The organism is Leptolyngbya sp. PL-A3, assembly GCF_039962325.1.
Taxonomy (GTDB): Bacteria; Cyanobacteriota; Cyanobacteriia; order Elainellales; family Elainellaceae; genus Vacuolonema.
In genome coordinates, this window is sequence record NZ_JAMPLB010000052.1 from 1 (window position 1) to 24211 (window position 24211).

Below are 24211 nucleotides of genomic sequence, written 5' to 3' on the forward strand. Positions count from 1 at the left end.
ATAGAAGTAGATTTTGTTTGTTTTTGGGTGAGCCTGACGGTTCACCCTTTTTTGTCTCTACTTCTATTCTCTCAAATTCTTATTTCTGCTTCCCCCAACCGCTAGATGCGCCCGAGGCTGAAGCAGTTGATATGCCTGTTTCCAACGCCGTTGGCCATTATTCCGCACAACACATTGTCGTTTAAAGCTTCATTTACATTTCATTTGAGTTACTCCAAGAACAATTGTCTTTAGAGCGTTGCCCAGTTAATCCTTAGCTCAATAGTTTAACGGTATTCGGCTTAGGCCAAGATGGGCAGGTGTTAGTCCTCATACCTTACCTCTCTCCTATTTTTGCCACACTACTATTTTTCACCTGTTGGTTTAAGTTGACAGTACCTGATAAGTCAAGTAAAATTCTTGGCGATATCTTAAGCCAAGTTAAATTTCAACTGACTCTCAAGGAAAGATGAGGAGCATAACCCTACTCCAGTAGGCTACAAATTGTTTCAGTTAAACCAGCGAGCTACTATCACTCCCAGAATCGTTTCACTGGTGTCATAAGCTTCTCCATCGCTTGCATTTCTCCTAACAGGAATGGCAGTTCAAGTCTGAGAAGCGATGTTGCACGTAAACTCAGCGGCAATAATATCGTCTCTTCATCTACTATTCAAGTTACCGTCGGGCGAATGAAGGTACGATCGCTAAGGTCATTTCTTCCAATCCGTCACCGCTCAGCGCCGCAGGCTTCTAAACTTTCTTTACACAACTTCTAAAATTTCGCAGTGGAGGCGACGGATGAGTAGTGCCCTTGCGATCGGAGCAGTCAGCGCAGTCATTAAGAATCTGCTGGAAAATGGTTTAATTCGGCGGGGCATTGCGAGTAGTTTAGGAGACTCTCCGACCATTACAATGCTGGCACCAGAGCTAGACGGGTCAAATGCGGGTGCGTTGGCAAAAAGTCGGCTGAATCTTTTTCTCTACCAAACAACGCCCAACTTAGGATGGCGCAACATGGGACTGCCGTCACGAGATAGTCGGGGCGAAGAACTGACGAATCCACCGTTGGCACTCGATTTGCACTATTTACTGACTGCTTACAGCCGGGAAGCTTTTCATGCTGAAATTATGCTGGGTTATGCGATGCAGCTCTTGCATGAATTTCCAGTACTGACACGAGGTGGAATTCGTTCTGCTTTAGAAAGTTTGGCATCGAGTGATAGTGCTGCCGAAAGAGCCTTGGCGACATCAGAGCTGGCGGATCAGATTGAACAGATTAAGATTAGTCCCCAGAGTATGAACACAGAGGAAATCTCTAAACTCTGGTCTGCCCTCCAGTCTCAGTATCGTCCTACAGTAGTTTATCAAGCGTCGGTCGTGCTGATTGAAGGACATCGCCCAACTAAATCTGCTTTACCAGTCCGCGATCGAAACCTCATCACGTTGCCATTTAATCGTCCTGTGATTGAAACAATCTCTCCACAGATGATCTTGGCAGGGGAAACCCTCACGATTCAAGGACAGAATCTGAAAGCAGAGCTGGTGCAAGTGAGTTTTGGCATGGAAGCCGGAGTGCCGCAAAATCCAGCCAATGTGACCAATACGCAAATTCAGGTGCCACTTCCAGCGGGTCTTCGAGCCGGAGTCAATACGGTTCAGATTGTTCATCCGCTTGATTTTGGTACGGGAAGCTACTCTGAACCTCACCGTGGGGTTGAGTCCAACATTGTGGCGTTCGTATTGGCACCCAAAATTATCCCGTCTTCCCAGTCATCCCCCACCGTTCTCCAAGCTTCCCAAGGCAGTACATTAACCCTCTCAGTCGAGCCACCGGTTGGTCGTAAGCAAAGAGTGGCTTTGCTGATTGGCGATCGCGTCATCGCAATTCCTTCCCGTTCCGCCACCGGATCTGAATCGACAAGTGATCTCAGTTTTCCCATTCCAATTGATTTCCCGCTAGGCATTTTTCTCATGCGCTTACGGGTTGATGGGGCAGAAAGTGTCCTGGAAGTTGATACAAAGCTAGACAGCCCGACATTTAACCAATACATTGGACCTAAGCTTGAAATCACATGATTGTGGCAACATCGCAGAATTGGCAACTCGCGAATCAGCAGTATTTGGCAATTGCTTTGGAGAGAGTTCGGGTTGCTTTGCAACAGTATGTGGCGCGATCGCAGGGCGAGGAACTTACAGACATTGAGGACAAGACTGCACTTGCAGAACTAGAAGCCATCGCTACCCAACTTTCGCCACCGCCAGCCCTATTGAGCGTATGTAGCGCGTTTGGGCTAACCCCCTTTGAGCAGGATGTGTTGTTATTGTGTGCAGGGGTTGAGCTGAGCGCTTCTTTCGCTCAACTGTGTGGAACGGTGAACGGGACTCAACAGGCTTACCCCACCTTCAGCCTGGCACTGGCTGCCCTACCAGATGCTAATTGGGGCGCTCTCACGCCAGCACGGCCACTGCGACGTTGGCGGTTGATCGACATCAATCATGGCGAAAGTTTGACTCAGAGCCGCTTACGGATTGATGAGCGGGTGTTGCATTATCTGAATGGCATTTCCTATTTAGACGATCGCCTGGCTGGGTTGGTGCAGCCATTGACTATTTCGGCTGAACTCCCGCGATCGCACCAGCAGTTGGCAGAACGCATTGTGGATAGATGGTCTGAAGCCTTGGATAGACTGCCTATCATCCAGCTTTGTGGTGAAGACCCGGTGAGCAAATCGGCGATCGCAGTTTCGGCTTGCAACCAGCTTGGTCTTCAGCTTCACCGGATCCGGGCGGTGGATATTCCTGCTGCTGCCGCAGAACGGGAAGCCCTGGCGCGGCTCTGGGAACGGGAAGCCTTTTTTAGTCAGAGTGCCCTGCTAGTAGATTGTCACGAGTTTGATGCGACGATTCAACGCGCCACACTCCCATTTCTCGAATCGCTGCAAGGAATGGCGATCGTCACCGGACACGAGCCGCTAGACTTGCAAGAGCGCTTGAGTCTGCGTTTAGACGTGCATAAACCCACCACTGCGGAACAACGGGAACTCTGGCAGTGCGCGCTCGGTGTCTCAACCGCTAACCTCAATGGGCAGCTAGACACGCTCGTTTCCCACTTCAATCTCAGCCCCCTGACGATCCAGTCCATTACGGAAGCGTTTAAAACGCAAACTACAAACCACAAAACTCCCGACTCCAAACTGCTTTGGGAGGTTTGCCGGACTCAAGCCCGCACCCGGTTAGACAATCTGGCACAGCGAATTCCACCCGCCGCACGATGGGATGATCTAGTGTTGCCAGAATCGCAAAAGCAAACCTTGCGGGAAATTGCAGCTCAAATTCGGCAACGCACGACCGTTTATGAGATCTGGGAATTTGCTACCCACAGTGCCAACGGGTTAGGCATTAGCGCGTTATTTGCGGGTGCCAGTGGAACGGGAAAAACCATGGCAGCGGAAGTGCTGGCTCAAGATTTAAAGCTAGACCTGTATCGCATTGACCTGAGCCAGGTGGTGAGCAAGTACATTGGCGAAACGGAGAAAAACCTGCGTCGCGTATTTGATGCGGCTGAAATGGGTGGAGCAATTCTGTTGTTTGATGAAGCGGATGCGCTGTTTGGCAAACGGAGTGAGGTGAAAGATAGCCACGATCGCTATGCCAATATTGAAGTGAGCTATCTGTTGCAACGGATGGAAGCCTATCGAGGTTTAGCCATTTTGACGACGAATTTGAGAAGCGCGATTGACCCTGCCTTTCTCCGCCGGATTCGCTTTGTGGTGCAGTTTCCGTTTCCCGATGTGGCGCAACGTACGGAGATCTGGCAGCGGATGTTTCCAGCGAAGTTGCCCACCGAGGGCCTGGATTACGGCAAGCTAGCTCAATTGAGTGTGGCAGGCGGCAATATTCGCAACATCGCTTTGAATGCCGCATTTTTAGCTGCTGATAGCCGCGAACCTTTACAGATGAAACATTTACTACGAGCGGCTCAGAGTGAGTACACCAAATTAGAAAAAACCCTCACCAATGCCGAAGCCGGAGGTTGGGTATGAGCAGCGCAAACCAGATCGCACAATCAATTGATGGAGGATTGGGTGAATGAGCAGGCAGCAATCAACTTCAGCCAAAGCAGAATCAAAGCCAGTCACCACTTCAACCCAGACTCGGTTGCTGCAAAATAGTTGGGGCGATCGCGAACCCTCCCCACAAGCTGAACATGCTGCACCGACTCCAGTTCTACATGAAGCATTGGATATCCCCATTCATTCAATCGATCGTCCCATTGTTCAACGTAAGCTGAGGAGCGGATCTGCCAGCAATACGGTTGGACAGGAGAGGAATCCTCCAGGACAGACGGAGAACCAGCAATCGAATCAAACCGGATTGCCTGCTCCTCTCAAGGCTGGGGTTGAGCGCCTTTCCGGTTTCTCAATGGATCGGGTTAACGTTCACTACAACTCATCCAAACCAGCCCGGTTACAAGCATCGGCTTATACAAAGGGTACAGACATTTATATAGGACCGGGGCAAGAAAAGCATTTGCCCCATGAAGCGTGGCATGTGGTACAGCAAAAACGGGGTCGCGTCAGTCCGACGCTACGGTTGAAGGATGGAAGACCAGGCAACGATGATGAGCGACTAGAGCATGAAGCAGATGTAATGGGGGAGAAGGCTCTGCAAATGAGACGTTCCGAATACATTGCAACCAGATCATCGGCACAACCAGCAATGAAAGTACAGCAAGAAGGAGAGCTAACGGAAGCCTCAGTAGCTCCAAAGAAGACTATTGCCACATCTGGGGGAGAAATTCAAACGCATTTCTCCCCCATCATTCAGTTTGTCGCCAAAAGACCGTTAAATCCTTCTACATCTGAATCAGACGCTGAATCAGACGTCGAAACAGACGCTGAATCTAAACGCACTAAAACGGATAAGCTCGATGTTGAATATTGGCTGCGCGCAGTGGTAAAACCCAATGCATCAGCAGCAACAGTCAAGTCAGACGATGTCGTACTTGGATCGGTGTGGATTTCAGAACAACGACGACCCACAGCGCAAGAACCGCAACAAGGCGATCATTTAGTTGCATGGGCGGCAATGGTGTCGTTTTGGAGTCAAACGCTGACAGGTTTGCCGCTCAAGAAGGCGCTGGAGCAATTGCAAGAATGGCTGTTGAAGGATCAGATTTACGATGTCATGCTAGGTGGTAAAAACGAGGATAAAGATAAACGTACAACCGCACTTACCATGATTCAAAATGTTATGAACACTGAGGACACCCTCGAACTCAAGATGGTGCAGTTTGAGGAGATTGTCTCGCTATTTGTAGAGGCGAATCAACACAGCCAATTTGCCACGATCGGTAAAGCAAGTGGTGGGCATGGCGAAGCAGATGCCAGAGAAAAGCTTAAGCGACTCAATGAGCAAGCAGGAGATTCCGAAAAGTTTGATGACGTATCGGCAACTGATGTCAAGGAGTTAGCACTCATCCTGCTCGATATCGGTAAAGTGAATACCGATGAGAGTGGTGCAAGAATTGTTGAAAAGGCTGTTGCCTCATGGTATGAAATGCTGATCTCTACGTATAAGAAATTGAAAGTACAAGGCAAATTTGGGGAGCTAGAATCACATGTCATTAAGGGCAAAACTGTTGATCAATGGGTACAGGCGTCTACAGCGCAATACTACGATAAGAAAAAAGACTATCTGAAGGATACAGGCGAGCTAAAGACCCTAGCAACTAATGTGCCAACAAATCTGCTTGACCAACAGCGCTCCACGTTAGCGACCGCAGAATTGCTATCAAATCAAGCAGCAGGCATCACCGAATACAGTCCGTCTGAGGTGATTCTGGCATATATTGAGGTTCCCGATGTGCGTGCCGAAACACAGTTTGGAGACAAACAGGGGGCACACACGATTGCTTGGACATTCAAGCGGCAGAGCTTACAAAACATGTTTAAAGAAATTTTGTGCAAGGAGGCGTTAGAGGGACTTGAAGAACTGACCAATAGTGATAAAGAAAACATCGATACAATGGGTGGCAAACCGGGCGTACGAAAAAAAGTCAAGGATAAGCAAGACAAAATTCTCTCCCGTGTCGAGCGCGCAAAAAAAGAGAAGTACACGTTGACTGCATGGAAGCGATTGATCGAAGACTTACTCGGTATTTATGTAGAAGCGAACCAAATGCTGCCCGCAACTACCTATTACGGCGCTTATAACCCAACGGGACATGCTGAAGGTTCAGTGAACAAAGTGTTTGCTGACGCAAATCCATATAACAAGACTCAGCACTACGCGGCTCTTGTCAAGGCTGTGCCCCGACTTGTTGACCTGGGTATCCTTTATCTGCCGATGCTTACGGATGTCGAGAACTACGCGACGTATACCTATCTTGGCAACCCAGTTGTAGAAGGCGATGACACAAAGTTGGATAAGGTAATTGAGGACATCAGAGAGAAGGCTGATGAGATGAGGGATTCTCATGCGAATGCAACAAACATCTTTGGCTCCATACTTCAACAGAGCCCGTTTTCCTATAAAAAAGTGGGTCCTTTTATTAGCAGGCTGCCGATAGATAAATTTGATGAAGTAGCCGCTTCGATCAAGCTGCTATTTACCTATTTATCGGGTGACTTGAATTACAAGAAACCGCTTGAAGGACTTCTACTTGATGATCCTGATAAACTTCCTTATGTACGTCAGTTCACAAACAATATTTTCAATTGTTCGTCAATCGATGACTTCAACAAAAACAAACTAGGACTGGTAAAGCGGCTTAAGGGCTTATCAGAAGAAGTCATTCCAAACTACCGAAATACTAACGCTTCAGTCAAGGTTGAGGCGGCAGAGCGGCAGAAGATTCTTGGTAAAAAGCTCAAAGATCCAGTCAGCTATTTTGACAATCTCTATACGGAGAATGAGAATGTGGTCAATAAGATCATCGGCGAATACTGGCATCATTTGCCGTACTATCACAGCAAGTTTTATGCAGACTTAAAAGGCGATGAAGACTCGAAAAAGAAAATTCTTAAGAAGATATTTCTCGAACCAATGAAAGCAAGCGATGAAGGGATCGGTGTCGCACTCAGAAATCATCTGATTAGGGCAAGCTTTGACAAAAAGTATATCGAAAACCTTGAAAGTGCTATTGGAACAAAGGCTGAGGGTCAGGTGGCTACGCTGATGCCGGATCTATCAATGAGTCCATAAAATTATTTGTAGAGTTGGTGAAATCCCTCTCTCCCTTCATTATTGGGGACTATTGCAACCAAGGGTAGCTTCATGATGATTCACCCTGGGCTAATCGATGAACTGCTACAAGTGCGATCTCCCTCGCTTGAAGTGAGTTAATGAAGGAAAGCCAATACCATCATCTTTTTGGGTTAATCCAAATAAAAATGTGACCTTTGATTTCGTTTGTTCTTGCGATCCCCAACATTGATGATGGAAGTGCGCTTATAGTCAGGTAATCGCCGTGGGAAGGATAATTATTGGAAGAGGGCAATCGCATTAAGGATAAAAGAACCTCAGAGCGATCGCCCTCATAAGGTGAGGCAGATGGCGTGATAGTGGTCGATTGCCTCCTCTATTTCTTGAACCTGCACAATGACATTGCTTGGCTCGATTCTGCGTTGATTAGGAAATAGTATTAATATCCAGATAACACTATTGAGGTGGTGAGTATGCGATCGCGCTTGAAATCTCAAACGGCTCCGCAATCGCTCTTGACTGCCACTTCAAGCCGATCGCTTCAGTATCCAGTAACACCTCAACACGGTACCGCTATTGATCGACCGCCAATATTGCATGAGGCACTCAACTTGTCGGTTCCCTCGACCAATCATCGGTTGATTCAGCCGAAGCTGATGATTGGTGCAGTGGGTGATAAGTATGAGCAAGAAGCCGATCGCGTGGCAGCGCAAGTCGTCGATCGCATCAATGCCCCTCAAGCGTCTCAACCTAAGGAAACCACTCAACACCAACCAACTGATGAGGAAGACGACAGACTGCAAATGAAACCCCGATTGCAAAGCCCATCGGCAGGTATGCCTGCCACACCGGAATTAGAAGCTGGGATTGGGCGATCGCGGGGTCATGGAACTCCCCTGACTGAAGCGATTCGTAAACCCATGGAACAGGTTTTTAATGCAGATTTTAGCCACGTTAAAGTGCATACCGATGCTCAGGCAGACCAGTTGAATCAATCAATTCACGCCAGAGCTTTCACCACCAAACAGGACATCTACTTCCGCCAAGGAGCATATCAGCCAAATAGTCGGACTGGGCAGGAGGTGATTGCTCATGAGTTAACCCATGTGGTGCAGCAGAGCGGTACAGTGGTGCAGCAGAAGCGAGGGCATCGCAACCTGCACAGTCAGTCCTTAAAACAGCAAGCTCATCGCAAAGGGATTGAGTTAGCCAACCCAAAGAAATCGATTAATCCATTAGAGGGAGTTGTGCAATGCTATGACGATGTTCCAAGCCGCAGGTCATGGAAATGGGATACAAGCATGTTAGGCTACAAGCGATCGGCTGAATTAGACGCGATTGACAACGCTGTTAAGGGTTGGGACGACGTTGCTGGAAGCGGCGATCGCCTCGCCCAACGACAAGCACTTCAAACCATCCTCTACTCAATTGGATACTGGCGCAATGCCAAAGCTAAAAAGTACACGAATTCTAATTCTAATCAGAGCCGACGAGATGACAAAATTACGGAACTAGAAAATGCAGTCATTGCCAAGCAAGGGCAAATTGCAGATTTAATTAGACTACCACTAACATATCAAGCTATAACTTTTGAGGATGCTGTCAATAATGGTACTTTTGCTCGAATTCGCACCAGAGCAAGGGTTCTGAATGATAAGGATCCAGAGTACTTTCGTGAACTGCTTAAGAAAAGCATGACAGCTTCCGCTGGTACGGTAGACAAGTGGATGAAGTATTACTTCACTGCTCCTATCAATACTTATGGTCAAGGAGATTTAACCCCTGCTGCATTGGCAACAAAGAATTCTTATGGATGGATGACCACCCCTATTGCCGATGATATCATCACTAATTTTCTGACGCCTTTGAAGGATCAACCTGGTAATCGTGCAGTAGTTCAACTTTTCCAAATTGCTAATTTCTTAATTGCTTTGGAAACCCATGCAACTCCTGCCGTATTCAACAAGTTAGTAAACGAGACTCCTCAATTAGCCGTGCTGTATAACGCCAGAGATCGGGTGAAAAGAACCAAAGGTGCAGCAGCAGTAACGACGGATGTGCTGTCGATCGCGGATCAAGTCTTTGCTGGATTCATAGGAGCAACTGGAATCAGTGCCAGGGATCGCGGTATTAAGGCGATCTATTCTGCAACAACACCGGGTGTTAACCCAATTGAGATGCGAAAGCATCGGTCAGTCAAGGCAGAAGCTGCTTGCCATGATTTAGTGGCAATCTTAGAAAATATTTTCCAAACTTGGACTGGAACTACACCTACAATTGGACACGGCTATATTGATCCACCCGTGTTGACCCACAATTTATCAACCATACCTAGAACTCATGAAGGATTAATTCATAGCACTTTTCCTGGAAATGTTTTTACAGACACGGGAGGAGGCTATGTAGCAGCCGGGCGAATCTTTTTCACTGCTCAACCCCGTTCCCATACATGGCTAACGGTGAACGGTAAAGCTTATGACGTTTTGTTTGGTACGACTGCTGCTCAGGTTCCTACGGTACCAGATGAAGAATTTTCCCCTCAACCAGGTAATGATGATGTTTACGTTGGGCGGAGCACAGGACGCCGGTTGATTCGTACTCCAGCACTTTATGACCCTAGCCGGGCATATAATTTTGGGTCGGGCTATATTCTTGAACCTCCTAGTCGTTAAATCAATCATCCATTTAGAGAGGATGTGGTGAATGAGCAGGCAACTCTCAGCCTCCGTTAAGGCAGAGCTAAAGAAACCCGTTCCCTCAACACACCCTAAGTTGTTGCAGCGGGGATGGAGCAATCCCGGTCTGTCTCAATCTATGCCCTCTAAAGCGCCTCTTTTGCATGAAGCACTCAACTTGTCGGTTCCCTCTACCAATTATCTGTTAATTCAGCCGAAGCTAATAATCGGTGCAGTGGAAGATAAGTATGAGCAAGAAGCCGATCGCGTAGCAGCGCAAGCCGTCAATCACATCAATGCCCCTCAAGCGTCTCAACCTGAGGAAACTATTCAACGCCAACCCACCGATGAGGACAACGACGGTAGGTTGCAAATGAAGCCTTTAGTCCAAAGCCCATCCGCAAGCACACCCGCAACACCGGAGTTAGCAGCGGGAATTGGGCGATCGCGGGGTGGTGGAACGCCTCTGGCTGAAACGATTCGTAAACCCATGGAACAGGCTTTTGAGGCAGATTTTAGCCGAGTGAAGATCCACACCGATGCCAGGGCAGATCAGTTGAATCGATCGATTCACGCCAGAGCCTTTACAACCCAACAGGACATCTTCTTTCGGCAGGGGGAATATCAACCAGGGAACCGCAGAGGCCAGGAGTTGATTGCGCACGAGCTAACCCATGTGATGCAGAAAAGTGAGAATCCACTCACAGCAGTCATCCAAAGAGCGCCATTTCCGAATAAAGAAGCGAAGTTTAGAACCGATAATGGAGATCCGAATATCGCCAATTCCGAGTATTTGATAGACCCGCGCGGATATACAAGATATGCCCCGATCAATAAGTATCGATTACCCAGTCAGGTGTTTCACAGCGGTAAGAGAACGTTCATGTATTTCAGAAGTTATGAAACAGCGGTGGGATTTAACAGCTACTTCAGCAAGAGAAAGGTTACAGGTGAGAAGGTTGGTAATGACATCCAATTCCAATACTTCAGTTTGACTCACGACACATGGCTGCCGATTCCAGAGTCTTTCTCCGCAAAGTGGAGCCCGGCTGAAAAAATGACCGTGTTTGACTGTGATATGGATGACGATGGAAACATACGACATAGGGGTTCACATTTTGGTCATCCGGTTAAAGATTTGAATGTGCAACTACCAGAATTGGATACACCCACTCGGCTCAAGGAATTGCGGAAACTACAGGAGTGGTTAGATCAGATTATCGCAACTGGACAATTAGGCGCGGACTTAAACAGTGGCCCATTTACGGAACAGCAATTGTTTAACGCATGGGAGCGCGCACACGATACAGAAAACGTTACCCTGGTCGAGTGGAAGACTTATCTGAAATACGTCGATTATATTAATGACCTATTTGGGGCTTTAGAAGGAGAATTGCGAGAAAACTGGAATTTTTGGGGAATGAACAGATGAGCGATCGCGCGATCGGCAAAAACTCATAATCAACACCCGCTCTACTGTTCATCCAACTTTGGCAACGGGGATAAAATGATGCAATGGTGAGTAGTTACAACGCTAACGGCTCTGAAGAGTTTTGTGGTTGAATTGCCTCTGAATTGGGAACAGCCATATTCGATGAAAAGCCATTACTCTCAGAAGTTTCGCTCAACACTTCCTCTAACACCTGAATTGCCCCACTAATGCGAAGCAAAGTTTGATGTAAATTGGTCTGTTTGGCTTCCAATTCAGCTAATATCTTTTGTCCTTCCTCAAACTCAGATTTAAGAGATTGTAATCGCTGTTGAAGTTTTTCTTTCATTATACTTACCTTATTATCTTGATAAGCTAAGTTTATAAGAAGAAGTCCGCCACTTGCAACTCTAGATGCCTAATGCTTCCCCATTTGGTTTCATTCGCTGCCTTTACCGAAAAATAAATCCTGCAATTAACATCGAGGTTTTCAAACTCCGGAACTACTTTCCATTCTGTATATTCATCGATCGTGAGATTGGCGACGTAGGAATTTTTAGAAAGAGTGAAAGATGCAGAAGGGTCAGAAGAATTAACTTTAATGAATTTAATTTCCGTTTTTAATGCTATGTTTGAGCTTGGACTTGTATAGGCTGCATATTCTGCATAAAGTCGATATTTGCGAGAAGTATTAGCCTGTTTTTCAGGAACTGCTGCAACTAGTGAGCTCACCTCAACAAGCAATTTCCCTGGATCAACTTCACTTGGTCCACAACTCTGCGGTGTTCCTGAGTAAAGAATGCGCCGATGAACAATTTGCTCCATTAGTGGCTTGGTGTTTACACCTTTAATAATCCCATTTACATCTAACGCTACAGTTGGTTTTTCTACTCCAATACCGACCCTAGCCTGCTGATCAAATACCAATACATTTGAGTAAGACGTCGGGTGATGTCCAAGTTTAAAGCCCCATCGAACAATTCCTGTTTCTGTTGTCGCATTCAACTCCAAATAATACTTTTCAGGTTCTTGTTTAACTTCACATCTAAAGACTTTTCCAGAGTAGGGGTCAATAGTTTGAATAGTTAGTTTTGATATCGGATTCGTTGTACCAATACCCACGTTGCCATTTTCAATGATGAGTCCGTTTTGCTTAACGCCGTTCTTGCTATTTTCGTTAAAAGTAGATTTGATGTGTAGCGCAGTTAGAGCTTGATTGTTTCCTGTTGCCTGAAGACTTCCACTGATTTCTAGTTGTGCTTTTGGGGATGTTGTACCAATACCCAAATTACCACTAATTGCTAAAGCAGCGGTTTGATCGGCATCGTTATAACCGACTGAGGCTTTACCGTTGGTAACTACGAGTTTCTGTTTTGGGTTAATTTCTCCAATACCCAAATTACCTTCCACAATTAACCCATCATTAGGTGCAGCATTCCGAAATGAGTAATTGGAACCGATCGCCACTCCCCCTGCCACTGATAACTTACTTTGAGGTATGGGTGTGCCAACACCAATATTTCCTTCAACGAGAAGACCGTTTTCAGGGGCAGAATTACTACCCGCGTAACTATACCCGATCGCCACTTCTCCTGCCACGGATAACACACTGTTGGGTAGTGTACCAATACCAATCCTCGCTGCACGAATACTATTTTGGACAAGAAGCTGGCCATCTGATGCCGCAACTAGAGAATTGGAGCCGATCGCGACTCCTCCCGCCACCGATAACATACTTCCTGGAGATGTTGTGCCAATACCAACATTACCATTAATAGCTAAAGCAGCAGTTTGATTGGTACTGTTATAACCGATCGCCGCCTTGCCAGTGACAGAGAGATTCTGCTCGATTGTTAAACTCCCAGTCATAGTGTCGCCTGCTTTGTTGAGCAGCCCAGAGGTGATGGGTTTGAAGATCGATCGCCAATCCGCTAAGACTGAAAAGATTCCGTCTTTTCGCTCCAGCAAAGCCAGGCTACAATAACGATGTCTTATGCCGTGGGCAGATTGGGCTTCAGGCGACCATTCAATGCTGCCGGTTAGAGCACGAGATGGAATCAACCAATAATCCCCTGTTTTATAGAGTTTGCCTAATTCAAACTTGACTGTGATGCTTTGTTCTAGTTCATAAAATTCATTAAAACTCTCGATCCCGATCTCCTTACTGCAATCCCAACGACGGGCGATCGTAAGCTCCTTCAAGTTTTCAGGAGGCTGAGTATCAGGAGCCTTCCATTCAACGGTTAAGCGGTTGCTCTGCACCCGCTTAACCGTTGCCAGTATTCCGGGCTTTCCATTCAAAGGCAAGTTTGCATTACTAAACTCAACTAACGCACCTACCGGAAATGCCAAATCAGCATCACGTCCAGCATTCTTAATGATGAAGTCTTCGTCAGTACTTGCTTCTACCTGGGCTGCGATCGCGCCATTATCCCGTGACCATTTAAAGCTAACGTTATCGGTCGATTTAGTTTTACTCCCTTCGTTACCCTGATGAATTTCGACTCGGTAAAGCTGGTTTTCTGTAATCGCTCCAGGGGTCGCTTTGACGGTTAATTTTCCCTCGCTAATCGCGGCTTCTCCCTCAGGTTGCCAACCAGGCCCCCCATAATCACTTCTGTTGAGGGTGTCTGCATCTTCTAACTTGCAAAGTTTGACCTGCCAGACATTTTTGACTCGTGTGGTTGTATCTGCTCCCCCCAGCGCAATGTCTCGGATAGTAGGAGCTTCCAAAGCTGTGATGTGATGCTGACAGACATCTAAATAAACTAGGTATTTTCCATCTGGTTTTCTTTTAGATAAAAAGTCCTCAATTGTGGCATTGGGGAAATCTGGTTGGTTTGTAAAGGTGACATCGACATCTGCTGAGTATGAGTAGTTCTCAAATAGCATGCCCTCAATATAGAAGCGACCTTGACCAATCTTCAAATTCGTCCCTTCATCAATGACTGAAATTACAAATCCAGCATTGTTTTCGGGTGCACCGCTTTGCCCGATAAAATCAGTAATTTCTGTTTCAGTTCGATAGGCTGAAATATCGAGTTGCTCATTCCAATCCGCATCAAGTTGTACCCGTCCCTGCTGCATTAAGACGCGACTATAACGATTTTTAGAGTCAAACGTAAACCGGGAAAAATCGCCTTTCATAATTACCTCGAACTGCAAGTCGCTAATCACGTGATATAAAAAATGCCAATATCTAAACCAGACGGAACATACTCCTCTAAGTTGAGCTGTAAGTAGGCCCTGCGCTGCGGCTGATGCAGCAGATGAAAAACACCCATTTCAGAACCATCATCTGCCCCAGCCGCAATTTCCTGAGCACAGTGCTGACTGAGTTGAGCATAACCCGGTTCTCCGTAAGTGACAGAGGTAAAGCGGGGAGTGAGTTGTAAGAGGCGATCGCGACCATCGATTGAGGCTTCCTGAGTTGGCTGATGCAGCCACAGATCAGGCTGACAGCGATAGCGAGGGGGAGTAGCAGAATCGCTGGGAACATAACTGAAGCGAATTCCACCGGAATATTGGCGTTGTACAGCGACAGGGGCTGTAAAAATGACGTTTGAGGCGAGCGGCAATTCACCCAGATTCACCTGCCCAAAAACCGTTGTTCGTTCTAATGTGGTCACCGGTCCCGGAGCACCTGCTTCATCGGCTGCAATGGCAAAAGTATTGGCTTTTTCAGCGATCGTCGTGGCATCAGGGCGGCTATCGACCATGCTGTCTTGAATGGTCAGAATAGCGCGTTGATCAGGTAAGCGCAGAGGACCCACAATGCTGTAAGCAATCGTCGCTTGTAAGTTGACACTTTGATCGGCTTCAATTCCCCCCAGCACTGTGCAATGAATTAGGGTTAGGTTCAGGTTTCCACGAATGATGAGGTTGCCCTTTATCAGAAAACCATTCAAAATCAGGCTTGCCCCCGCCTCCGCAGCTTCAATCACAATCTGAGGGGATTGAATAGCAGGACGATTTCCATCTGCGGATTCTAGAGTCAATTGACTGAATGCAGGCAGCGTTATCGTCGTCATGGGCTGTTCATTACTGCCATAAACACCGTTGTCTAAAATCTGAATAACGCCCTTGGATTTTGCTGAAGTTTGCCAGTCTGCCAAAACACGCTCAAGACTGCTGTTCGCTGGGACTGTCTGCAACCAGTCTGAGTTAGCCAGGTTTGCCAGAGTTTGCTGACGATCGTAGGGACCTCCCCCCAGATCACTACTAAACCCGTAGCAGTAGCTCACGGATAAGGCAGTGCCTTGATTAGAATCTGGAAGCACTAAACGTCCCCGTTCAACATCGATCGCCACTTGCCCAGCTTCAAGTCTCGGTCGTTGCCAACCTTCCTGTTGCCAGTTCTCTAACCGCAGGCTAACTAACTGGCTGGGTAACACCGATCGCCCATTTCTAGTGATATTGAAACTGCGATCGGGACCATAAAAGTTGCTGTTGGGTGGTTGGTTCGGCTCTTTGTATCGCGTGTTGTACTCCTTTAAGTCTGCTGCGAGTGTTTCAACGCTAAGGGAACAGGGCAGATGAATGACCTCAGTTCGTTGAGTGATATCGGTTTTCGTTTGGGGACGGTTGAATAGGGGCATATCCCTTTTCAACGGATGAACGGTATAGCACCCCCCACTCACAGAAGCGGCAGGACTGTTTCTAATTGGATAACTTTGCAGTCGCCAAACAAACAATCCTAAATTCAAAATATTCGATTGACCTCGGATTGAATATTGCGAGGCAATACGGCGAACATCAACCGTATGAGACGCCGCATCAAACGGCGAATTTAACTGGTCTAATACCGATTTGTTACGAATATCCAACGTTCTACCTTTATCAGGACGAACATGGTTAACTGACTGAGTCACACTCACGCCTTCAAACCCTTCCACAACTTTAGATCGCCAATTGGCGACATCCATCGTGATGTTCTCTAAAATCGCAGGTGTTCCCTTGCGGCGACGATAGGCGATCGTATTTGCCACATAGGATCGATGGCTTAAGCGAGTGCTTTCCTGATCGCTAAGGTTGCTAACACCTAATAAATCGGCAATGTATGGAACAACCCACTCTTCACAGGTTTCAATAAACCAATTTTCATAAAGTCCTTCAATATCAGCTTCGATTGTTTGCAGTTCAGTTTCCATCACCGCAAGCAGCGCACGTAGTGGCTCTCCTTCAGCCTCATCTCGCTGACGATAAATAGCAGGTAGAAGGTGATAGAGGCGTTCTGCACTTGGCTGATTCATGTCCACCTCTCCAAAACAGTTCCTTCTTCAGTGGAGTTTAACAACAAAATCTGAGCAGGCTCTGCTTTTCCACCTTGCCAACGCCCTAACCCGGCTACAAGGAATGATTCGAGTAGATTAGGCTGACTAGCCTGTTTCGTCTGATTCGTTTGATTAGGAGGACTTAGATAGAGCGCATCCAAATCTACAGCCACAACTCCTTCTACAGATTGAATGATTTGAATGACCTGCGACGCTGCGACGCCCTGACCAAACTCCCGTTGGTGAAAGCTAAACGCGTGACTTAATGCTTGTTGAATTTGAGGCTTTACAGTTTCAAATCGATAGCGATCGCCGACTAATATCTTAGCTTCTAAGTTAAACAAACCTTCCTTTGGGTCGTAAGGGACTACTTGAATCGGTTGAAGGGCATTGCCCGCAGCCGCGATCGCATCCCGCAAGGTATTGCACAGCTCCCTAGGAACCGCTTTACCATTCTCATCAGCGACTGTGATGTATATTTGTCGCATCTCCCCTGTCCAAATTAGGGAAGCCTGAGCTTTACCAATGCCCGCAAAACTCCGCGCAAAGTTCTCAAAATCGCGTAGAGACACGACATGATTCAGGGTGAGAACCGTACGGGGCGCGTTTTTACGAACAATCTCAAAGGAATCGCGATCAGCGGCTCCGCCCGCAGGAAGCGGATTCGTCACTTCCCGAATGCCTAAAGGACGGTTCTGAAGTAAGATGAGTGATCCAGCTTTGACTTCACCCACATGACCAATGCCACTGCGATAGGTAGCACGCACATTCTCCTGACCACTGGGTAAGCGGGCACCCCGAATCCCATCTCCAAAAATGATGCGGGTTTGTCCTTGCTCATTGGTCTGCACAATGTAACACTGGCTGCGGGCATCCTGATTGTGCAGGGATTGAACGTGTTGCCAGAGTACCTGATTGACGTAGACCTTGAGCGTACTCTGAATGCCTGTCCCGGCTATGGACGAAACGTAGGTCAATGGTGGCTTTTTCAATCCAAACTGCTGGTTTGCTTTAGTTCCATCACCACTTCCGAGCACTTCATCTGCGATTGTTTCTCCATGCGTTGCAAAAACAACATTGGCATAAATTTTTAGGGTCGAAGGCTCATATTCAGCTGCTTCGAGCGTTTCTTTCAATACGAGTACTGTATGGCTATCCACATCTCCATAAATATCTTCAATAGTTACAACTTTATCCTTGACGCCAGAGTGATTACTACTACTGATAATAATTGCTTGTTCAGGCTTCAGATTGGGATTAACGCGATCGAGTGCGATCGTTGTTTTTCCGTTTTTTTCCTCAATTCGATGTTTGAGTTCAACCGATTGGAAAAGCTCTAACTTCTCACTTTGTAAAAAAACAGTCGTTCGGCGCACGTTAAACTCTTGTTCCTGAACTCTTGAATCAACTTCAAGTCTAGTGACTTGGCTCTCCAAACCAAATTCAGCATGAAAAATAGCGGAGCTACTAATGACTTTGCAAAGTTTAGTTTTAAGTTGAGTTGTAACAGTGCCGTTTGACAACTCAGGTTGACTTAAAAGAATCCAACTGTTTGATAAAACCCTTAGATAAGCAGCATTCAAATTAATTTGCGTTCCTTCAACACGGGGGTTGGTTCTAATATCTCCCGGTCGAATGAAACTAAATCTTTTTTGGTTCAAAGCAGGATTGAAGGGAGCGTCAACAATCAGACCTGCATCATTTATCGAAACAATGCTTCTCGTCTGGTTATCCTCAGCAATAATAATGTCACCGACTTTAAGCTGGGCTTTGAAGAGGGTATTGTCTCCACTAACGGTGCCCCGTCCCGCTGAACCTGTTCCACTGGAAATCGTACCTTCACCTTGAATCATTGTGTAACTTGATTGAGGCGCATTGTAGCCAAATAGAGCAGCTCTCTGGCGCAATACGAACACCTCAGGATTTGCAGGAGGCCCTGCCCGAAGATTAGCAGAAGGAGTTAGGACATCCAAATTCCAAGTAATTTGTGTGTAATTGGCTTGCAAATTTGGTTCAACTTCTGCGACTGTCCCCACATACCATTTATTGCTCGCTTCGTTTTCTTTTCGTTCATCGCCTACGATCAAAATGATGTCACCAGGTTGAAGTAGCGTATTTGTACCCTGTAGCTTTAGCTGAGATGTATCTTGTTTAATGGTTTGCTTAGCGGCCTCCTCTTGGTGTAGATAGGGAATGATGCAGTTCCACTCTGCTCGCGCCTCGAAATCGCTCACAGTTTCAAAGGTCTGAGGTTGTTCTCCGGGTTGGGTTGGGATACTTTGTACCTGCGTTCCTTGAGGGATCAAAACAGCAGGTTCTGATCCGGGGGAATCTTCTACAGTGAAAACAAGTGGTGCGCTGGCGGCAACACCCGGTCGCAAGCCATAACCGATCGCCTTTGACAATTCCAAGACCGAACGATCCTCGATCGCCGTTCGCAGATAACCCTCATTTGCAATCCGTTCCTGATAAAAACTCAGCACATCGGCAACCACCGCCCAGCTATCCAGCAGTGCAATCGCAGGATCATCGCGGTCGTGAATGGATAGAGCCTGGAGAGGGCGAGTTGGAGCAGTCGTTTCAGATCCCGGAATTTCTTGTTGATGCAGTCGGGAAAGTAAACGCTGCAATATCGTGGCATGAGTTCCATAGCGATAGGCGATCGCGCTCTTTCCAGGAGCATTGTTATGAATTTCGGGAACTTCAGCCGAACCAAACTCTGGAGGGTCGGTGTTCATAAGCCCCCCTGTAAGTGAAATGTAATTCTGCCATTGTTTGGAGCACTTGCCGTATTATCCAAACGGGCAATTTCAAGTGAACTGATGGGGATTTTGCCATTTTCAAGTTCCCCCTGAGCAGCAGCTCCCCAACGCTGAAATTTAATTTCCACCGGCTGATCTCCCTGCTGTGGAAGATAGACACCCGCAACTCCCGGAACTTGCATGGCAGCTTGCACGACCTGACTAAAGTAAACCGATTGACCAAAGGTAAAGCGATCGGGATGGAAAAAGCCCTGCTGACCATTTGGTAAATCAGCGTTACTAAACGCTTCCAGCAAGGATTGTTTAACTGTACTCGCAAAGTATCCGGCTGCCACTTTTACCGTTAAAGCAATATCGATGGGTACATACTGAGGCGCAACAATTTTCAAGTCATAGCCTGCCAACCGATAGCGTTCCAGGTAATTCAATAAGGTCTGCTGAAATGCCGGATCGATCGGTTGATTGCCCCGTCGTTTCACCGCCACAAATGCCGTATACCAGCTTCCCGTCCAGCGCAGGACAGCAGATGCTTGTTGGACCTCTGGATGACGCTCCGTCATCCATTTGTAGTCATCGGCGTTGATACAACGTTGTTGCTCAGCATGAAAGACTTGTGGTGCATAAAGGCGCACCTGTTCGATGTTCTCTGGATCGGTGCCGCCTTGGGCGGGTAGTGGATTTCGTACCTGGATAATTTGTTCGTGGATGTTGAGGGGATCGGCGTCAGCTGGAATCAGATGCGCGATCGCGTGCTGCCCCACATTTCCATGCGTACCATTACCCACTCGGTAGGTCGCAGATAAATGAGAGGTTTGTTTGGGTTGCTTACCCCGTACTCCATCACCAAATCGGAGGTAGGCGAATCCATCACTTTCGGTTTCTACCACAAAGTCACAAGCAAAGCGATCGCTACTCAAAAGGTCGCGCCGTGCCCACCAGGTTTCCTCATTTTCGTAAAGGTTAATCATAGGGATAGCATCCCGTGGATCTTGGACCAGCGCACTGCTAGCGGGTTGAGTTTGAGCCTGAGCGTGGTCATAGGGCACCGCATGAGTCAACTCGGCTTGCTGAAGGCGTGGACAATACCGTTGACGCTCTGGGACAGGAGGCAATGGCTCCTCTTTAATCCGTCGTCCATGTTCAGCCAGCACAATATTCCCACGAGCAACACTGATGGCTCTCAGTATCTGATTGCCTTGCCGTCGCGAAATGAAGAGGGGAAAGGGAAGCGCATCCGCTGTAATCCACTCAATCTGAGTCAATCGTCCAGGCGATCGCAGAGGATCGATTCTATCCTCGTCGTCAACCGCAACATTGGTCAAGCGAATGGGATGACGATGGTTGATATTGGCATCTTCAGCTTGGCCTGTGGTAGGGCTGAGTATTTCCTCTAAAATCAATACATCGCCCACTTTCAAATCTGAAAAACCGTTCTGTAAGACCGCACTGATGGCCCCTTTGGGCAAATAAAATTCTTCTAGCCCCCAATCATAAAAAAGTATCTGGTTATGAGTTTGCACTAGATCGATTACGTGCAACGTCTCAAACATTTGTAATTGAGGTTTCAGCGCCTGATAGACTGGCTGTGCAAGGGTTGGTTCAGCCGACTCCGTTTTAGTCGCTAGGAGCGTTCCGGGGGGTAAGGAGGCTTTGTGATCACCCCGAATCTGAATTTGCACCCAGGCGCGGGCATTACACCCTTCGTGTATGCGGTAATCGATCAATTGAGCGTGCCGTTTGACCGAGATGCGCCGTCGGGCAGTGCCTAAATAGGCTTCGGTGGCAACGGCATCCTGGTAGTAGCTGAGGCGATCGCCCGCGTAGGCTAATACTTCTACTAAAGTGGTACCTAAATCGGCTGGATGGTGTTCCCTCCACTCGGGCATCAACACCGATAACCGATCAAGCATCAGTTGCCGGAAACTGCCATAGTCCCGTGCCAGGTAATCAATCTCGAGTTCCAGTGGCGGCTTAGGTAATCGGCGAGGTAACGCAACAGAGTCAAATTCGCTGATGCGGTCGGTTTCTAGAGAAAATGTCGCCTGGGAAAAAAAGCGATCGAGGTTGGGAACATTAACCAGTTCCAGCGTGTACAGAGAGGAGCTATCTGCCGCATTGGGATCGCTGGGCGATGCATTCATTAAATCAATTCTAAGCACGCTACTACCGACCTGATGCTCAACATCAGATAGGTTGAAATTTAAGGGGGTTGTGCTTAGACCCGACGTGATTTTGATATTCTCAGGTTTGATGTTAGCCGGAACAACAGTTTTCTCAATGCCCTGAGCTGCAGGAATAAAGTGCAACAAGAGTCGCAACGGCTTGAAGTTGACTTCAATAAAATCCAGTCCAGTCAGCCTAGTGTGTTGGCTGATGGCAGTACGCCGCTGTTTACGCGATGTTTCATCCAGTTGAAACTCACTCATCCCACCTAGCTCCGTTCAAACTGGGCAACCTGTCGCTCTTGATTGCGGCGCACAACATACTGCACCGTTACCCTCACTGTGGAGTCTTCGCTTTCTACCTGGATTGCTTCTACCACAATCAAATCACCTAACCACTGCTGTAAGGCTCCTTGCACTAAAAACTGCGCCGCAGCAGCTAGCTCATCACTGTTAGGCGCAAAGACAAGCTGCATCAGTCCAGTGCCAAAAGTGGGACGATTCACTCGCTCACCTGGCGTTGTGAACAGAAGTTGTTCAATCAGCTGATGAATATGATCATCGGAATTGGATTGCGCAATGCGATGGTGGCGATCAATTTGAAATGGATAGGCAATATTGGTCATGCTAAATCCCCTTCACTCGCAACTGGGTTGGCTGCACCAACACCCCGTTTTTCGTAGTCTGACATTCCGCTTGCGAGTCTTGTAATATCACCGGCAATCCATTGGATTTAACCCTTGTAGCCGCCCTTGTCCATTGAGCGATAGCACAAAACGGTCCACCTGAGGGCAATAAAGAGCACCCGGTGATTGCATAGACATAGTTTTTCAAGACAATGGGTTGACTATCTACCCTAACCCTTGGATTAATAGGGACGGTTTGACCAATTCCGCTGTGCATACAGAGAACGGGATCACCCAAACGGAGCAGATAACCAGGCATCAGGTCACCTCCAGTGCGCCATTGTTGACATTGACATTGACATTCGCAAGCTTAACCGTAGCGCTCCCATGTTGTATGTCGAGGCTTGCTTGAGTCAGTTTTACCATCGCTTGAGCTAGGGCCAGCTCAAGCACTTCAGGGGAAAGTTTGACAGTAGCAGGGGTGAGTCCAATTTCAACGCCCTTGGGGGTGAGCTTGAGGGCAGCGGGATTGCATGTCACCACGACCCCTTGTGAATTCAGCACCAGTTTGATCGGCACCTGCACGGCTGGCGGATTGATCTCAATGGTTATGCCCCCGGCTCCTGGTGCATCGTCAAAGGTAAGGGTTATGGTGTCAGTTTTAAACATCTTTGTCGTTGGCGCGGCCGGGGGGGGCAGTGGCAGATCCCCCTTACCCCAAAAGCAACCAGTCCAAATTGGGTAATCGGGGTCACCTGCTTCAAACTCAACCCAAATATTGCTGTTAAGTTTGGGGATCGCGTAGAAACCAACACCCTTGCCGGCATAAGGGACACAAGGTAGGGCCCAACTGAGTCTGCCTTCACCTAAGATGTAAGGGACAGAAACTTGCACTCGGCCCAAGTAGAGTGGGTCGATATTGTTGACCACTTTGCCCCGATACTTACCATAGAAGCGTCTCATGGAATCACCACTGGTGTTGTTGTACCAACCCCCTCACGGGTAAGAGTGAAGCTTTGTTTGTATTCACCCAATCGCAATTGATGGGTAACGCTTTTGACGTAATATAAGCCGTCGTAAGTGCTGCCTACGCCCCTCAAACCGACGACTCCCCGTGCCTTTAAAACTCCGTTGTAACGCATCACATCGAGCTCTCCAGTGGCTTCCACCACCTGATCCATGGAAGTATCAGTAATCACCTGGGCCCGGGAGAGCATCTGAGCGTAGGTTAAACCTGGGCCCTGTTTAGGAAGCACTTTACGAGCTTTAGCCGTTTTCAACATGGCGGATTGGGTGGCCAGGGGCAGCCGCAGGCTAGAGAAGGTTTTGATCGGAAGATTACGTCCCGTCAGACTATCTTCTCCTTGCCCGGAGACAAAGGTAGGAGTCAGAGCTTTGTGCTGAATATTGATAGAATGCACATTGGTAGAGGTTCCCAAATTGACGGAGAGAGCCCGCTGGGGAATGTCTGCACGGGTTGGGGGACCCCAATAGGCAGTGTTTGTACCGGGGACAGGCCCCGGAGAAACGTAAAAGACATAGGCGTAGCGCTCCGCTAGTTCCTCTAGATATTCCAGATCGGTGCCCACCTGTACAGGAACTCGCTCCACGGGGTTAGGAACATCAATAGAGGGAGGGGGAACCACTGTGGGAATCAATCCGTATTGAGCGTAAGTAGCAATGATTTTAGGAACGATCGCAATATCCGGTTGGGCAGGATGCTCTACGATCTTTTCCTCCATATCCATCATGACGCTCACATCTTCGCCCGTGACAGTGAGGAGCCCGGAGTTGTTGCTAGAGGGAGACAACTGTTGATGAGTAATGATGCCATCCATCAGTACATGGGGCGTTGCGTTGACGGTGACGACGATTATTACTCGATTGAAGGGACGCAATAGCGGTAGTTTGAGGATGGGGTAGTCGATCGCGGCAAAGAGCCCACTACGATCGATTTTGAAGGACAGTTGAAAGCCCGATCGCTCCGCGTCCGTTTGGGTAATTTCGATGCTATCTAAGGATTGAATCAGGTTAGGGGGGGCCGGAATCGCTACGGTGGGACCAATTAGAAGAGAAAGCCGAACGCCCTGGAAAAACAT

14 protein-coding genes are annotated in these 24211 nt (G+C 47.7%); 6 read left to right on the forward strand and 8 right to left on the reverse strand.

The features are described from left to right. The 6 genes from NDI52_RS26290 to NDI52_RS26315 all read left to right on the forward strand — a co-directional run. The coding region (locus tag NDI52_RS26290) for a hypothetical protein (protein WP_348256565.1) at positions 1 to 185 on the forward strand (185 nt) is incomplete at its 5' end. Positions 186 to 777: 592 nt separating this feature from the next. Next, the gene (locus NDI52_RS26295) at positions 778 to 2055 is read left to right on the forward strand and encodes a DUF4255 domain-containing protein (protein ID WP_190775366.1); all 1278 of its coding nucleotides are present in this window, start codon (positions 778 to 780) and stop codon (positions 2053 to 2055) included. After that, positions 2052 to 4022 (forward strand): ATP-binding protein, encoded by a 1971-nt coding sequence (locus tag NDI52_RS26300; RefSeq protein ID WP_190775367.1) that lies wholly within the window; start codon positions 2052 to 2054, stop codon positions 4020 to 4022. The genes NDI52_RS26295 and NDI52_RS26300 overlap by 4 nt, the downstream gene beginning before the upstream one ends. A gap of 46 nt (positions 4023 to 4068) precedes the next feature. Beyond that, positions 4069 to 7185 carry a DUF4157 domain-containing protein gene (locus tag NDI52_RS26305; RefSeq protein WP_348256566.1) on the forward strand — a complete coding sequence of 1039 codons (3117 nt, stop codon included), beginning with the start codon at positions 4069 to 4071 and terminating at the stop codon, positions 7183 to 7185. 473 nt (positions 7186 to 7658) lie between these two features. Next, positions 7659 to 9857, forward strand: coding sequence for a DUF4157 domain-containing protein (locus NDI52_RS26310; protein WP_348256567.1), 2199 nt, complete (start codon positions 7659 to 7661; stop codon positions 9855 to 9857). A 31-nt stretch (positions 9858 to 9888) separates the two neighbouring features. Further along, the gene (locus NDI52_RS26315; protein ID WP_190775370.1) at positions 9889 to 11292 is read left to right on the forward strand and encodes a DUF4157 domain-containing protein; all 1404 of its coding nucleotides are present in this window, start codon (positions 9889 to 9891) and stop codon (positions 11290 to 11292) included. A gap of 94 nt (positions 11293 to 11386) precedes the next feature. Here the strand turns inward: NDI52_RS26315 and NDI52_RS26320 are convergent, their stop codons facing one another. The 8 genes from NDI52_RS26320 to NDI52_RS26355 form a co-directional block, all read right to left on the reverse strand. After that, a complete protein-coding gene (locus NDI52_RS26320; RefSeq protein WP_190775395.1) occupies positions 11387 to 11638 on the reverse strand; it encodes a hypothetical protein in 252 nt (83 codons plus the stop codon). A gap of 32 nt (positions 11639 to 11670) precedes the next feature. Further along, complete coding sequence (locus tag NDI52_RS26325) at positions 11671 to 14436, reverse strand: DUF6519 domain-containing protein (RefSeq protein WP_348256568.1); 2766 nt, start codon at positions 14434 to 14436, stop codon at positions 11671 to 11673. A 26-nt stretch (positions 14437 to 14462) separates the two neighbouring features. Next, positions 14463 to 16541, reverse strand: a complete 2079-nt coding sequence (locus NDI52_RS26330) for a phage tail protein (protein ID WP_190775372.1) — start codon at positions 16539 to 16541, stop codon at positions 14463 to 14465. Then, the gene (locus tag NDI52_RS26335) at positions 16538 to 19300 is read right to left on the reverse strand and encodes a putative baseplate assembly protein (RefSeq protein WP_190775373.1); all 2763 of its coding nucleotides are present in this window, start codon (positions 19298 to 19300) and stop codon (positions 16538 to 16540) included. Before NDI52_RS26335 ends, NDI52_RS26330 begins: the two co-directional genes overlap by 4 nt. Continuing rightward, positions 19297 to 21750, reverse strand: coding sequence for a putative baseplate assembly protein (locus tag NDI52_RS26340; RefSeq protein ID WP_348256569.1), 2454 nt, complete (start codon positions 21748 to 21750; stop codon positions 19297 to 19299). The genes NDI52_RS26335 and NDI52_RS26340 overlap by 4 nt, the downstream gene beginning before the upstream one ends. 5 nt (positions 21751 to 21755) lie before the next feature. Next, on the reverse strand, positions 21756 to 22112 hold the full coding sequence (locus NDI52_RS26345) for a GPW/gp25 family protein (protein WP_190775375.1): 357 nt from the start codon (positions 22110 to 22112) through the stop codon (positions 21756 to 21758). 318 nt (positions 22113 to 22430) lie between these two features. Continuing rightward, complete coding sequence (locus NDI52_RS26350; RefSeq protein WP_190775376.1) at positions 22431 to 23075, reverse strand: phage baseplate assembly protein V; 645 nt, start codon at positions 23073 to 23075, stop codon at positions 22431 to 22433. After that, a complete protein-coding gene (locus tag NDI52_RS26355) occupies positions 23072 to 24211 on the reverse strand; it encodes a hypothetical protein (RefSeq protein WP_348256570.1) in 1140 nt (379 codons plus the stop codon). The genes NDI52_RS26350 and NDI52_RS26355 overlap by 4 nt, the downstream gene beginning before the upstream one ends.